The sequence below is a fragment of the Caballeronia sp. LZ029 genome, assembly GCF_031451275.1.
Classification (GTDB): domain Bacteria; phylum Pseudomonadota; class Gammaproteobacteria; order Burkholderiales; family Burkholderiaceae; genus Caballeronia; species Caballeronia jiangsuensis.
In genome coordinates, this window is the sequence record NZ_JARUXO010000004.1 from 732,545 (window position 1) to 745,117 (window position 12,573).

The following is a 12,573-nucleotide window of genomic DNA, read 5'->3' on the forward strand; positions in this document are numbered from 1 at the left end:
GGGCCTCGACTCGCTGTCGACATCGACCTCGACGGGTCTGAGCACGGTGGCCTCGGTCGTCACTTCGCTCTCCACCGGCCTCAGTACGGTGACCTCCAATGTGAGTTCGCTCTCGACGGGCGTGAGCACGATCACGTCCAACGTGAGCTCACTGTCCACCGGCGTGAGCACGGTGACGTCGGGCCTCGACTCGCTGTCGACATCGACCTCGACGGGTCTGAGCACGGTGGCCTCGGTCGTCACTTCGCTCTCCACCGGCCTCAGTACGGTGACCTCCAACGTGAGCTCGCTTTCGACGGGCGTGAGCACGATCACGTCCAACGTAAGCTCACTGTCCACCGGAGTAAGCACGGTGACGTCGGGCCTCGACTCGCTGTCGACATCGACCTCGACGGGCCTGAGCACGGTGACCTCGGTCGTCACTTCGCTTTCCACCGGCCTCAGTACAGTGACCTCCAACGTGAGCTCGCTCTCGACGGGCGTGAGCACGATCACGTCGAACGTGAGCTCACTGTCCAGCGGCCTGAGCACGGTGACCTCGGGCGTCACTTCGCTTTCCACCGGCCTCAGTACGGTGACCTCCAATGTGAGTTCGCTCTCGACGGGCATGAGCACGATCACGTCCAACGTGAGCTCACTGTCCACCGGCCTGAGCACGGTGACGTCGGGCCTCGACTCGCTGTCGACATCGACCTCGACGGGCCTGAGCACGGTGGCCTCGGTCGTCACTTCGCTTTCCACCGGCCTCAGCACAGTAAGCTCCAACGTGAGCTCGCTCTCGACCGGCGTGAGCACGATCACGTCGAACGTGAGCTCACTGTCAACCGGTATCAGTACGGTGACGTCGGGCCTCGACTCGCTGTCGACATCGACCTCGACAGGCCTCAGCACGGTGACGTCGGGCCTCGACTCGCTATCGACATCGACCTCGACGGGCTTGAGCACGGTGACGTCGAACGTCGCGTCGCTGTCGACCGGCCTCAGCACGGTAACCTCCGGCATCACATCCCTGTCGACCGGCATCGACATGCTGTCCGCGTCCACATCCACGGCGGTGACATCGCTGTCAACCGGCATCGATACGCTCTCGACCTCGACTTCGAGCGCAGTGGTCTCCCTTTCAACCGGCGTCAATTCTCTATCGGTCGCGTTGACAAACACCGTCCAATACGACGATCCGGACCACACGAGCGTGACGCTCGGCACGCTCGGCACGCCCGTTACGCTCAAGAATGTCGCGCCTGGTGCGATAAACGCAAACAGCCTCGAAGCGATCAACGGCTCGCAACTCTTCGCAACCGCGCAAAGCGCTGCGGCCGCGCTGGGCGGCGGATCATCGGTGGACGCCGACGGCAAGATCACCAACCCGACCTACAAGTTCACCGACAACTCGACGCACAACACCGTCGGGGACTCTCTCTCGAATCTCGACGGCCGCGTCACGCAGAACACATCGGACATCAACATCATCAACACGACGCTGAGCACCATCAACAACGGCGGCGGCATCAAGTACTTCCACACCAATTCGACCCTGGCGGATTCGTCCGCGTCCGGCGTCGATGCGGTGGCAATCGGCGGCGGTGCGATCGCATCCGCAAGTAATGCCGTCGCGCTCGGCTCCGGTTCGCGTGCGGATCGTGCCGACACCGTCTCCGTTGGTGCAGAGGGCGCGGAACGGAAGATCACGAACGTCGCAACGGGTACGGAAAAAACCGATGCGGTCAACGTCTCTCAGTTGAACTCGACGATCTCGACCAGTGTCGCGAACGCCGTAACCTACGACGATCCGACGCACAGCAAGATCACGCTGCATGCTCAGGATCCGCAAGCCCACGTGACAATCGACAACGTGGCAAACGGAACGGTTGCGCTCGATAGCCGCGAAGCGATCAACGGTTCGCAACTCTTCGGGACTGCACGAAGCGTCGCGGACGCACTGGGCGGCGGATCATCCGTGGACGCGGACGGCAAGATCACCGGGCCGACCTACAAGTTCACGGACAACTCGACGCACAACACCGTCGGGGGCGCACTGGCGAATCTGGACGGACGCACGGCCCAGAATTCGACCGACATCGACACGATCAACAACACGCTGAACACCATCGCGACAGGCGGCGGGATCAAGTACTTCCACGCCAATTCCACGCTGCCGGATTCGTCCGCGACGGGCGCGGACTCGGTGGCGATCGGCGGCGCTGCGTCGGCGACGGCAGCCAATTCGGTGGCATTGGGCGCGAACTCGGTGGCGAATCGTTCGAATACCGTTTCGGTCGGCGCGACAGGCGCGGAAAGCCAGATCACGAACGTCGCCGCCGGCACGGCGGATACGGACGCAGTCAATGTGTCGCAGTTGAAGCAGGCGGGCCTGATCGATGGCGACGGCTCGACGAAGTCCGCCGTCACCTATGACTCGGGCACGGATGGCAAACCCGACTACACGAGCATCACGCTCGGCAATAAAACCGGCGCGACGACGATTCACAACGTCGCGGATGGTTTAGCCGGCACCGATGCCGTGAACGTGAACCAGATGAACGCCGCGCTCGACCGCGTGACGAATATTGCCGAAAGCGGTGGCAATACCTTGTTCGCCGCCGATGGCAATCGCGCCACCGAGGTCGCCAGCGCCACCGGCACGCACGCCACGGCCATCGGTGCGAACGCCAGCGCGAGTGCGGACAATTCGGTCGCGCTCGGTGCGAATTCGGTGGCCGACCGGGTGAACACGGTGTCAGTCGGATCGGCAGGCAACGAACGCCAGATCACGAACGTTGCCAACGGCGAGCAACAGACCGATGCGGTCAACGTCCGGCAATTGAATCTGGCATCGGCGCAGGCACAAAGCTATACCGATTCGCGCATCGCCGGCGTGCAGAGCCAGATCAACAATGTCGCCAGCACGGCGTACGGCGGTATCGCCGCAGCAATGGCCGCAGCGGGATTGCCGCAGCCGACCGCTCCGGGCAGGACCATGGTATCCGTCGCCGGGGCGCGTTACGCGAGCGCATCCGGTGCGGCGATCGGCATCTCGTACGTGACGCAGGACGATCGATGGGTCGTGAAGGCTTCGGGCAATACCAGCAGTTCCGGCAACGTCGGGTTTACGATCGGCGCGGGCCACCAGTGGTAAGCGCCTGACGTAACAGCCGAGCATACGAAGGCGGTCGACGCAGCTCCTGCGTCGACCGCCTTTTTTATTGCTCGCGCCTGATCCCTACGCGTCGCTCGGCGCGAAAAATCTGCCTTACAATCGGTCTCCCACCCTGACAAGCACGACAAGCGCCACATGAACGAGCGTAAGTCATCCGGACTCGCCGATCGCATTTACAGCGACATCCTCAACAGCATCGTGGAAGGCGAGTTCAAGGAGGGCGACCGGCTTCTCACGGAGCATGCGCTCGCTGAACGTTTCGCAACCTCTCGACCGACCGTCCGCGAAGCGCTCGCGCGATTGCGCGCGGACGGAATCATCGTGACGCGGCGCGGCTCGGGAACGATCGTCGGACGCCGTCCCGATCCGGATGTGCGCCGATTCGCCCCGCTTGAAACACTCTCCGACATCCGTCGTTGTTACGAATTTCGGATCGTGACAGAGTCCGGCGCGGCGGAATTCGCCGCCATCAAGGCCGATGAAGACGGCCTTCGCGCGATTCAGGATGCATGGGACCGGCTTGAGCGCGTCGTCGAGACGCAGCAGGGCATCGGCGCAAAAGACGATTTTGCGTTCCATCTCGCGGTTACACGCGCATCGAAGAACCAGTTCTTCATTACCGCGTTGGCGTTCATCGAGGAACAGGTCGAAGTCAGCATGAACCTGTCGCGCAATCTGTCGTTCGTGAAAACGCTCGAGCGCCAGCGTGTGGTCCAGCGTGAACATCTCGAAATCCTCGAGGCGATCCGCGCACGCGATCCCGCCCGCGCTGGGAAAGCGATGAAGGCGCATCTTCAAAACGCGCTCGACCGGATATTCGGCGACTAGCCACTGCTACAGTTGTCACACAACCTTGGCTCGGGCGAGCAAAAACTTGCTCGCCGGCGGGTAAGTTGTTTGACAACTTCAGAGCGACTGCGGCGCTACCCTTCGGTTGGTCGCCCTAAAACTTCAACATTCGCCGCGCTCCGCTTCGTGGCACCAAGCCAATTCCATCTGCTTTGCCCCTGCGTTGAGTATTCCGCGACCTTCGACCGAAAAGGAAAGTCACAATAACTCCGCAGGAAACAACAGTTAAATCCCGGTTAAAAAGATAGGAAACAACCGCTCGGGGTATCTCCCGACATAGCTTGCAAACCGCTATCGCCAGAGGAAAAACCGGCTTCCCACTGTTTCGGTAACAGACTCGCGGGAAGCAATTTGCTTGACATCCTATGACCCCGTTAGCTATTTTTCAGCATCCGGTCGCCATGAGGACGCACGCGTACAGAGACACGCTACATTCAAGGTGCCAGCAAGCGGCGCACAAACGAATCAGAACGAAGCACAAACAGGCCGGCGATCGACGAAATCGAAGAATTCGACCGGACCTTTTCCCGACCACCGGTTGCGAGAGAAGTGAGGAGACAAAATGGCTTTCAAGGCAGGACTGTCAGTGAAACTGGCGGCGGTTTGCGTCGCCGTCAGCGCGGCTTTCGGCATGAGCGCGGCATACGCGGCCGATCCCGTATCGATCAACATCGTCGACGTTGCGGGCAATCTGCAACTGACGCAAAAGGGCTTCGAGGCGTTCAAGGCCAAATATCCCGATCTGGTTTCCAGCATCACCTTCACGAACGCGCCCGCGCCGCAACTGCCGGGCAAGATCAAGGCGATGCAGGCGGCGGGCCGCTCGGACATCGACCTCGTCGTGACCGGCACCGACGCGCTCGCGGCCGGCATCCAGCAAGGTCTGTGGGAGAAACTGCTTCCCGATAACGCGAAGGCATTCCCCGGCGTGCTCGACAAGTACGCGCCCGGCCCGCGAAAGATGCAGGACATCGCGCAGGGCTATGGTCTCGAAGTGACCTATATGCCGGCGGGTCCGCTGCTCGAATACAACCCGGCCAAGGTCACCGACGTCCCGAAGACGCCGGATCAACTGCTCGCGTGGTGCAAGGCGCATCCGAACAAGCTGATCTACGCGCGCCCGGCGAACTCCGGCCCGGGCCGCACCTTCCTGATGGGCCTGCCGTATGTGCTCGGCGACAAGGACCCGATGGACCCGATCAACGGCTGGGACAAGACCTGGGCGTTCCTCAAGCAACTCAACGACTGCATTCCGTACTACCCGGGCGGAACCTCGGCCGTCATGAAGGAACTGGGCGAGGGCACGCGCGACATGACGGTCACGGTGACCGGCTGGGATATCAACCCGCGCGCGCTCGGCATCGTGCCGGCGGAATTCAAAGTGGCCGCATTCGACAACATGACCTGGGTGAACGACGCCCACTACATGGTGATTCCGAAGGGCGTGCCGAAGGAAAAGCTCGACGTGCTCTACAAGCTGATGAACTTCATGCTCGAGCCGGCGCAGCAGGCGCTGACCTATGACGATGGCTACTTCTATCCGGGCCCGGCGGTGAAGGATGTGCCGCTCTCGATGGCGCCCGCGAAGAGTCAGGAAGTCATCCAGAAGTTCGGCCGGCCCGAGTACGCGAAGCTGCTCGCCGACCGTCCGCACGTGCTTCCGCTCAATGCGCAGGCGATGGTCGCGGCATTCCAGAAATGGGATCGCGAAGTCGGCGCGGCGAAGACCAAGTAACTCGGCGTAACGCGGTAATGAGACGGCGACGCTCCCGTCAGGGCGCGTCGCCGCTTGTACAAAAAAGCGCAGGAAATTGTCATGAAGCACACTTTTGAGCAGTTGCGCCTCGACGCGGTCTCGCGCAGTTTCACCAACGCGGAAGGGCAGCAGCTCGCGGCGTTGAAGGGACTCGATCTGAACATCCAGCGCGGTGAGTTCATCGCGCTGCTCGGGCCATCGGGCTGCGGAAAGTCGACCGCGCTCAACTGCATCGCCGGATTGCAGCCGCTGACGGGCGGCGGCATCTGGCTCGACGACAAGCGTATCGACGTGCTGCCGCCCGAAAAACGCGGCTTCGGCATGGTCTTTCAGAACTACGCGCTGTTTCCGCATATGTCGGTGCTGGATAACGTCGGCTTCGGCCTGAAGATGCGCGGCATGCCGAAGGCGGAAGCGACGAAGCGCGCGAAGGCCGCGTTGCAGCTCGTGCAACTGATCGGCCACGACGCCAAGCTTCCCGGTCAGCTTTCGGGCGGTCAGCAGCAGCGTGTGGCGATTGCGCGCGCGATCGTCATCGAGCCGCCGCTCGTTCTGATGGACGAGCCGCTCTCCAACCTCGACACCAAGCTGCGCATCGAGATGCGTGCCGAAATTCGCCGCATCCACGGCAAGCTGGAGCGCGCGACCATCTACGTGACGCACGATCAGGACGAAGCGCTGTCGATGGCCGATCGCATCGTCGTGATGAAAGAGGGCGTCGTCCAGCAGGTGGCCGCGCCGAAGGAAGTGTATTCGCGGCCGAAGAATCTGCATGTCGCGCGCTTCATGGGCTTTCGCAATGTCGTGCAGGCAACGCTCGAAGGCACGCAGGGCGAAGCCGTCGCGGTGAACGCGAGCGGCGTGCGCCTGCTCGGCACGCCGATGGAAGGTTTCGACAGCAAGCGCGTGGCCGTCGCGCTGCGTCCGGAAGACATGGAACGCGCGGCGCCCGGCGCCGAGAACGCGTTCGATGCGCACGTCGAAGTCGTCGAATATGGCGGGCGCGATTCGCTCATTATCGTCAATACGGCGTTCGGCAAGCTGTGGGCGCGCATCGCGGGCGAATGCAGCGAGGGCGAGCGCATCTCGCTGCGCGTCGCGCCTTCGAAAACGCTCGTGTACGGAGAGGAAAAATGATCGCGCTTCCCGCGCAGCCACGCGATCCGAAGGGCTGGCTCGTCACGCCGGCGCTCTTCTTCATCATCGCGCTGTTCATCTATCCGTTCGCCTACGGCTTGATGCTGTCGTTCAGTCCGATGAACGGCGGCAGCGTCTGGGCGAACTACATCACGTTCTTCACGGATTCGTCGATGTGGCCGACGATCGTCGTCACGCTGAAGCTCGCCGTGCCCGCGACGATCATCAATGTAGGCGTGTCGGTGCCGGTGGCCTTCGCGTTGCGCCGCACGTCGCCGTGGCAGAAGTTCGTCACGACGCTGCTCGTCGTGCCGGTGACGCTCGGCACCGTGCTGATCGCCGACGGCATGCTGACGTACTTCAGCCCGAACGGCTGGTTTCCGCAGGCATTGCAGGCGCTGCATCTCTATGGCGATGAAGTGCGCCTCACGCACAATTACTGGGGCGTGCTGATTTCGCTGATCGTGTCGGGCTTTCCGTTCGCGTTTCTGCTGACGCTGTCGTATGTGACCGGCATCGACCCGACGCTCGCGCGCGCCGCTGCAACGCTCGGCGCGAGCCCGTGGCAACAGTTCCGTCAGATCTATCTGCCGCTGCTGCTGCCTGGTCTGACGATGACCGCCTGTCTCTCGTTCGTGCAGGCGTTTTCGGTGTTTCCGTCGGCGGTGCTGCTCGGCGCGCCCGCCGGTCCGACGCGCGTGATCTCGATCGCCGCTTCGGAAGCCGCGTTCGAAAACTACGACTACGCGCTCGCATCGACGATCGCGATCGTGATGGGCTTCGTGCAGTTGCTCGTCGTGGGCGGCATGCTCGGCGCGCGTCGCTTCTTCTACACGGGTCCGGTGACGGGAGGCAAGGGATAATGACGACCGATAACCGCGCGGCGTCCGGCTGGCAGGCCGGCGTCCCGACCGCAACCACAAACGGCACCGGCAAGCACATGAAACAGCAAGTGAGCCTGCGCGACAGGCTATGGAAGTTCTTCGTCTGGGCGACGATGGGCTTCTTCCTCGTCAACGTGCTGCTGCTGATCGCGACCGTCGCCGTGAACTCGGTGGCGACGCGCTGGTTCGGCACGCTGTTGCCGCAGGGCTTCACGCTGCACTGGTACGCGCAGGCATGGAGCGACTTCCAGCTTTCGAGCGTGCTGCTCGTGACGCTCGAAGTGGTGGGCGCGGTGGTGCTGCTGTCCATCGTGCTCGGCGTGCCGGCCGCGTATGCGCTCGCCCGCGTGCAGTTTCCCGGCAAGCGTTTCGCTATGCTCGTGTTCCTGCTGCCGCTGATGGTGCCGCCCGTGACCTACGGCATCCCGATGGCGACGGTCATGTACAAGTTCCATCTCGCGGGCACGCTGACCGGCGTGATCCTCGCGAATCTGGTGCCTGCGCTGCCGTTCGTGATTCTCGTGATGACGCCGTTCATCGAGCAGATCGATCCGAATCTGGAATCGGCCGCGCGCATCTTCGGCGCGAACACGTTCCGCTACTTCCGCTACGTGCTGCTGCCGCTGCTCGTGCCCGGCATGCTGGCGGCCGGCCTGCTCGTCCTGGTGCGCACCATCGGCATGTTCGAGCTGACGTTCTTCACCGCTGGGCCGACGACTCAGACGCTCGTCGTCGCGCTCTATTACGCCGTGTTCTCCACGGGCGTGCGCGCGCCGCAGTCCATCGACGCGATGGCGATGATCTACATGGCCATCACGATGGTCTGGGTGCTGATCGCGTTGCAGTTCGTGAGCCCGACGCAACTCGTGTCGCGCGTGAAGGAGCAGAAGCAGTGATGTTCCACCCGCGCGCCTGCGCGCGGGTTCATTTCATATCGAAGTCGTGTCGTGACGAAATTTCGTGAAGTCGTACCTTTGGACGCCGTGCCGCGCCTGAGCATTTCGAGCGGGCCGCATGTCGTCGAGATCGCGCCGGCGGCGGGCGGGCGCATCACTCGGTTCGCCACGCAAGGCGCGCGCGGGTTGCAGGACTGGCTCGTGCCCGTGACAGCCGCCAGTTGGCCGTGCGATGCATGGCCCAAGGGCGGCAGTTATCCGCTCGTGCCGTTTTCCAATCGCGTGCGCGATGCGCGCTTTGCCGCGCCGGACGGTTCCATCGTCGAGATCGCGACGTTTCTTGGCATGGCGCACGCGCTGCATGGCTTCGGCCAGTTCGCGGCATGGAGCGTCGAGCTTCAGGAGGCGGATTGCGTCGTGCTGCGTTACGTGCACGGCGAGGGCGAGCATGGCTGGCCGTGGGCTTTCGAGGCCGTGCAGTTGATCGAAGCGAATGCAGACGGCGCGCGGCTATCGATGCGGATCGCGAACCGGTCGTCCAGTCCGATGCCCGTCGGCCTCGGTTTTCATCCTTACTTCGGCGCGCACGAAGCCGAACTTCATGCGACGACGCACTGGCGTCACGAAGCGGAGATCGCGATCGAGCCGACGGTCGAGTCGCCCGCGCATCGGCATGTGCGGGAAACGGAGGGCTACACGCGTTATCTGAGCGGCTGGGACGGCCGCGCCACGCTGCGTTACGCGGACGGCCGCACGCTCGAACTGGATGCCGGCGACACGCTGAACCACGTCGTCGTGCATTGTCCGGCGGGCGCGGGTTATCTGTGCGTCGAACCGGTGTCGCACGTGAGCGACGGCTTCAACCTCGCGGCGCAAGGGCTGCCCGGGACGGGCATCGCGGTCATCGAGCCAGGTAGTGAAATACGGGCGTCGCTCGTGATGGCAGCCGGCGCGACCCCGGACCGGTACGACGGCGGCGGCGCCTGACGCGCGCCTCGACACAGGCGCGTTCGCGAACCGGGGGACAGCGCGACGCATTCGCCGGCAACATCCCCCCGGCGACGAGGCATGCATCCCTGTTCATGGCGGCACCTCCAGATTTGCGTATCAGCGCGTGAGCGGCATGGAAAAGAACGATTCCACGAGATCGACGATGCGCCAGGTCGCGCAAGGCCGACGGCAGTGGGCGTCGAAACCGGCTTCCTTTAGCGTCTGAACCGGATCGGCCGGCCACACGTTGCTCATCGCGACGAGGAGCCGCCCGGTGACGTCGGCGTCCATGCGCAGCGTGCGCAGAAAGACGTAGCCAGAATCGTTGTCGAGGCGCGTGTCGAGCAGCAGCGCCTGCGGCTGCCAGCTATGCACCAGCGCGCGCACGGATTTCAGATCCTGCGAATGGATGACCTGCAAGCCTTTGAGCCGAAGTTGCACGGCGAGGGAATCGCCGATCGACTTGTCTTTGTGGGCGATCAGCACACGGCGCGATGCGTCTCCGGCGCGGGCCCGCTTGATACGCCACAACGCGAATTCGCGTTCGTTGTCGGCCAGACGGCTTGACATCTCATCCTCCATTCTCGTATTGCGTTACGTGGTTGAATCGACTGCGACCAGTGTCGACTGAACGTACCGATCGCTAAACCCGGCACGGGAGGGGGATGCGGGGAATTTTGGGGGACTGCCGAATGTATCCCTGCGAAAGGGGGGTGGAAGTCGCACAGGGCGCGCGTAATATCGGAACCGTTCTCGGAGCGTCGCAATGGAAAATGGCTATTTCAAAACAGTGTTGCTAGTAGAGGACGAAGGGCTCACCAGGAGCGCCATGAAAAGCCTCATCCTGGCGAACGAGCCTTTGCTCGAGATCGACGAAGCCGACGGATTCGAGCAGGCGAAAGCCAAGCTTTCCGCCAATACCTACGATCTGATGTTCCTCGACTACCACTTGCGCGGCAACGCCACAGGCATGGATCTGCTCAACTGGATTCGCGAGGAAGAGCGCGAGATCCAGACGATCATGCTGTCCGCGCAGGACGACCGCGACACCGTGCTCGAATGCATCAAGAACGGCGCGTGCGGCTTCATCTCGAAGGGCAGCGAGCAGGGCGCGGGCGTCTTCCGCGAAGCCCTGAAAACCATTCTCAACGGACGCGTCTACTTGCCGAACACGGTGCTCGGCAAGGGCGGCCACAGCCCGAAGCCGGTTTCGCCGCACGCGGGCGTGACGGTCGAATCGCTCGATCTGCCGCCTCGCCTGACCGAGACGCTGCGCTATTTGCTGCAGGGGCTGTCGAACAAGGCCATCGCGCGCAAGATGAATATCAGCGAAAACACCGCCAAGGAATATTCGAGCGATCTGCTCGCGCGCTTTCACGTCACGCGGCGAACGTTTCTGATCGTCGAGATGGCGCGGCGCGGGATCGAAATGCCGATGAGCAATACGTCGTCGGCGTCCTGAGCGGTCAAATTCACCTTCTTTTCGACGCGGGCTGCCCGAAAGGCGCCCGCGTCGTTGCATCTGCGCCGCCTTTTTTTCATCGTTCCGAGGAATGCACCCGGGGATGGTAAGGTATAGCCCGGACTATATTTGAGATGGAGTCAGCGTAGGTGATTCGCAGGATGACGTTCATAAAAATGCAAGGCGCCGGCACGGTAATCACGGTGACAGCGGCGCTGCTACTCGGCGCATGTGCACCGCTTCCGCAGCAGAACGACACCGACGCAGCCGCGGCGGCGTCGGCGGCATCGGCCGCGCAAGCGGCTCAAGTTCCGGTCAAGCCAGCACCGCCGGCGCCGCCGGGCGAGCGGCGCATCATGGTCGGCTCCGCGAACGGCTACCATCTGATGCTCAAGACGACTCCTCCGTCGCAAGTCTGCGACGACGGCGCATTCGCCGACGGCGTGCGCTACGGCTACGCGCTGACCTGGAACCGCCTCGTCAGCGAGGACGTGCGCAATGGCGGCAAGGCGAAGCGCAAATTCGACGCATCGACGGTCCATTCCCTCGACGATCAGTACAAGATCCAGTGGGACGGCAAGGAACGCGTCAACGCGTGCGCATCGGACGGTTATCTGATCGGACGCGTCGTCGGGACGCATCTGGCCGGCGTCGATATGCGCAACGGCAAGCCTTCCTGATCGAGAAAACGGGGGCTCAATCGCACGTGTGCGTCGCTGTGACGTAGCGTCCCGCGGCTGCGACATCCCCGTATATCGTGTAGCCCGTGCCGTTCGCGGACGCCTGCGCGATCACCAACACCACCGACTGACTCGTCATGCCGCCGCTGGGCACGGAAACGGCCAGCGTATCGGAGCTCGGCGAGTATTCGCGCACGCGCGGCGCGATCGGCGTCCATTTTTCCTTCACGCATCGGATGAAGTCGTAGGGCTTGTACTGCGAGGTGCCGGACCCGAAGGGCACGGTCTTGAGCAGGGCGTCGTCGGTTGCAACGCACGCGCTCAACGCGGATGCGCCGATTGCGACAAACAAGATTGCGATGTTTTTTCTCATGATTCCGATGCCTTTTTTGTAGTATCCGCTTAAGCTAGCGTCCCGTGCTCGTTCGACGCCAGCAAGCCTCGTGGCCGTCGATCCTAACCGCTCTCCTGACAAACCGTAAAGCGCGCGTGATCGGTCATTCGTGCCGGTTGAGCCGTCCGGAAAACCGCGCCAGATCTGTTGGCAAGCTTTCGATCCGTAGTTTTCCCAATATTAGTCAAGTCGGGTCAACCGCCGCCGTTATATAGGCGTTTCATGCTTTAAAGCCTTTTGTATGGCGCGAGCGCGGGCGGCAGGGAGCCGAAGTGGCGCTCTCCGACCGCGTGTGGTGCGCGGGTCCCGATAAACCGTGTTGTACCGTTGCCATCGATCGCTTGCGGCCGGTGTGCAGCGGTTGCCAG

At 62.8% G+C, this 12,573-nt stretch carries 12 protein-coding genes; 9 read left to right on the top strand and 3 right to left on the bottom strand.

Going from position 1 to position 12,573, the window contains the following annotated elements:
* Nucleotides 1–1,134, bottom strand: a 1,134-nt coding sequence (locus QCE73_RS29345) for a hypothetical protein (RefSeq protein ID WP_309884687.1), incomplete at its 3' end; no start/stop codon positions are given.
* 16 nt (nucleotides 1,135–1,150) lie between these two features.
* Between QCE73_RS29345 and QCE73_RS29350 the strand changes: the two genes are divergently transcribed.
* The 7 genes from QCE73_RS29350 to QCE73_RS29380 all read left to right on the top strand — a co-directional run bounded on the left by QCE73_RS29350 (nucleotide 1,151) and on the right by QCE73_RS29380 (nucleotide 9,666).
* On the top strand, nucleotides 1,151–3,136 hold the full coding sequence (locus tag QCE73_RS29350) for a YadA family autotransporter adhesin (protein ID WP_309884688.1): 1,986 nt from the start codon (nucleotides 1,151–1,153) through the stop codon (nucleotides 3,134–3,136).
* Nucleotides 3,137–3,292: 156 nt separating this feature from the next.
* The gene (locus QCE73_RS29355) at nucleotides 3,293–3,985 is read left to right on the top strand and encodes a FadR/GntR family transcriptional regulator (RefSeq protein ID WP_309884689.1); all 693 of its coding nucleotides are present in this window, start codon (nucleotides 3,293–3,295) and stop codon (nucleotides 3,983–3,985) included.
* 652 nt (nucleotides 3,986–4,637) lie between these two features.
* Nucleotides 4,638–5,741 carry an ABC transporter substrate-binding protein gene (locus QCE73_RS29360; protein WP_371882254.1) on the top strand — a complete coding sequence of 368 codons (1,104 nt, stop codon included), beginning with the start codon at nucleotides 4,638–4,640 and terminating at the stop codon, nucleotides 5,739–5,741.
* Nucleotides 5,742–5,822: 81 nt separating this feature from the next.
* A complete protein-coding gene (locus tag QCE73_RS29365; protein WP_035501966.1) occupies nucleotides 5,823–6,899 on the top strand; it encodes an ABC transporter ATP-binding protein in 1,077 nt (358 codons plus the stop codon).
* The gene (locus QCE73_RS29370) at nucleotides 6,896–7,762 is read left to right on the top strand and encodes an ABC transporter permease (protein WP_035501965.1); all 867 of its coding nucleotides are present in this window, start codon (nucleotides 6,896–6,898) and stop codon (nucleotides 7,760–7,762) included. Before QCE73_RS29365 ends, QCE73_RS29370 begins: the two co-directional genes overlap by 4 nt.
* A gap of 77 nt (nucleotides 7,763–7,839) precedes the next feature.
* A complete protein-coding gene (locus QCE73_RS29375) occupies nucleotides 7,840–8,679 on the top strand; it encodes an ABC transporter permease (RefSeq protein WP_404989840.1) in 840 nt (279 codons plus the stop codon).
* A 51-nt stretch (nucleotides 8,680–8,730) separates the two neighbouring features.
* Nucleotides 8,731–9,666 (top strand): aldose epimerase, encoded by a 936-nt coding sequence (locus tag QCE73_RS29380; protein ID WP_309884690.1) that lies wholly within the window; start codon nucleotides 8,731–8,733, stop codon nucleotides 9,664–9,666.
* A gap of 120 nt (nucleotides 9,667–9,786) precedes the next feature.
* Here QCE73_RS29380 and QCE73_RS29385 read toward each other — a convergent pair whose 3' ends face one another.
* Nucleotides 9,787–10,239: a response regulator transcription factor gene (locus QCE73_RS29385; RefSeq protein WP_035502017.1), complete on the bottom strand. Its 453-nt coding sequence runs from the start codon at nucleotides 10,237–10,239 to the stop codon at nucleotides 9,787–9,789.
* A 196-nt stretch (nucleotides 10,240–10,435) separates the two neighbouring features.
* Here QCE73_RS29385 and QCE73_RS29390 point away from each other — a divergent pair, with 196 nt between their 5' ends.
* On the top strand, nucleotides 10,436–11,131 hold the full coding sequence (locus QCE73_RS29390; RefSeq protein ID WP_035501961.1) for a response regulator transcription factor: 696 nt from the start codon (nucleotides 10,436–10,438) through the stop codon (nucleotides 11,129–11,131).
* 161 nt (nucleotides 11,132–11,292) lie between these two features.
* A complete protein-coding gene (locus QCE73_RS29395; RefSeq protein ID WP_309884691.1) occupies nucleotides 11,293–11,811 on the top strand; it encodes a hypothetical protein in 519 nt (172 codons plus the stop codon).
* A 16-nt stretch (nucleotides 11,812–11,827) separates the two neighbouring features.
* On the opposite strand, the gene QCE73_RS29400 is transcribed toward QCE73_RS29395, so the two are convergent.
* Nucleotides 11,828–12,184, bottom strand: coding sequence for a hypothetical protein (locus tag QCE73_RS29400; protein ID WP_309884692.1), 357 nt, complete (start codon nucleotides 12,182–12,184; stop codon nucleotides 11,828–11,830).
* Nucleotides 12,185–12,573 lie beyond the last annotated feature (389 nt).